The 1,739-nt window shown below is 47.4% G+C and carries 1 protein-coding gene and 1 pseudogene; both read right to left on the bottom strand.

The genetic code is table 11. The annotated features are described in order from the left end of the window. Positions 1-705 (bottom strand): homoserine kinase (gene thrB / locus R7E42_RS23850; RefSeq protein ID WP_318073067.1); only part of this gene is annotated, 705 nt, incomplete at its 3' end. A gap of 20 nt (positions 706-725) precedes the next feature. Continuing rightward, a pseudogene (gene thrA / locus R7E42_RS23855) lies at positions 726-1,739 on the bottom strand (bifunctional aspartate kinase/homoserine dehydrogenase I); the annotation flags it as partial.

The raw sequence follows: 1,739 nt of genomic DNA on the forward strand, positions 1-1,739 counted from the left end.
CACGTCTTTGATCATTTTTGCAGCAAGCTCTGGCTGACCAGAATGACACGCATGAATAAAGCCCGCAAGGTGACGGCCATGGGCAATGATATCTTGTCGACGATATTGAGATGGTAGGATTTCACGCGCTTCAGCCGTCGACACTTTAATGCCCGGATACGCCATCACCCAATACCACTCGTCAAAGCAAGGGACTTCTTGGCTGATGATGCCCAGCTCTTCAAGCATCAACTGAACACCACCAAGGTAACATGGAGCAACATTGTCGTAGTGAACACCACCCGAAATTTTACCTTCCATTTCACCCATTAAAGCCAGCAATTCCGTTTCATTCAAAGGCTGGTCGTGGAATCGGTTTAGCGCGTCCAACGCTGCCACAATAGAACAAGCACTTGAGCCCAAACCAGAACCAATAGGCATGTTTTTCTCTAGCGTCATTTCAAGTGGTTTTAGCTCAATGCCTTTTTTGTCCAGTTCACGAGCAAACACCACCCAACAATCGTAAACGATGTTCTCTTTTGGATCGGTTGGTAACTTCGAAACAAAGTGCCCAGCAGTGTTTAGACTGAACGGCTCAGTCCCTGCTTTTACTTGAACTCGGTCACCCAACAAAGTGCCGTCAACTGGGGACACTGCCGCCCCCAGCACGTCAAAACCTACGCTAACATTACCAATTGAAGCAGGGGCATAAACCACCACGCCCATATCACTTGAACTCATTATTGTTATACCCCTAGTTTCCAACCTAAAGTACGCATTACATCCGAGAATACGCCTGCTGCCGTCACTTCTGTACCGGCACCGTAACCACGCAGCACTAAAGGAATTGGCTGGTAGTAGCGACTATAAAACGCCAACGCGTTTTCACCGTCTTTAATTTTGAACATTGGATCATTTTCATCGACAGCGGCCATGCTCACTGTGCACTTGCCATCATTAATTTCACCAACATAACGTAGCACTTTGCCTTCTTCTGCCGCTTTCGCTGATAACTCTTTGAAGTACGCGTCCGCTTCTGGCAAACGAGCCATAAATTCATCAACACTGCCTGAATCATCAAAGCCTGGTGGTAGCGCTTGGTCAACGACCACATCTTCAAGCTCTAATGACATACCTGCTTCGCGAGCTAGGATGAGCAGCTTACGCGCAACGTCCATACCAGAAAGGTCATCACGAGGATCTGGCTCAGTGAAGCCATTTTCTTTCGCAATATTCGTCGCTTCGCTCAGGCTCATACCCTCGTCAAGTTTACCGAAGATGTAAGACAGTGAACCTGACAAAATGCCACTAAATCGTTCAAGCTCATCGCCTGCTGCAATCAGGTTTTGTAGGTTTTCGATAACCGGTAGGCCAGCCCCTACAGTTGTTTCGTACATCAACTTGCGACGCGAACTACGAGCGACATCTCGAAGCTGATGGTAGTACGCCATGCTTGCTGTGTTTGCTTTTTTGTTTGGTGTGACCACGTGAAAACCTGCTGCTAGAAAGTCTGCATATTGATTTGCAATGTCTTCACTAGACGTACAATCCACAAGTACAGGGTTGATGATGTGATTGCGCTGAACTAACGCGATTAAACGAGCTAGACTGAATTCTTCTGTTGCCGCTGACATGCGGTCGCGCCAGTGTTCTAGTGGTAAGCCTTCACTATCGAGTAGCAAGCCTTTGCTATTTGCTAAACCACACACTCGAATCACGATACCTTTTTCTGCCAGTTTGGCTTGTTGACGTTGGATCTG

It is taken from the genome of Vibrio sp. Vb1337 (assembly GCF_033338715.1).
In the GTDB taxonomy this organism is placed as follows: domain Bacteria; phylum Pseudomonadota; class Gammaproteobacteria; order Enterobacterales; family Vibrionaceae; genus Vibrio; species Vibrio alginolyticus.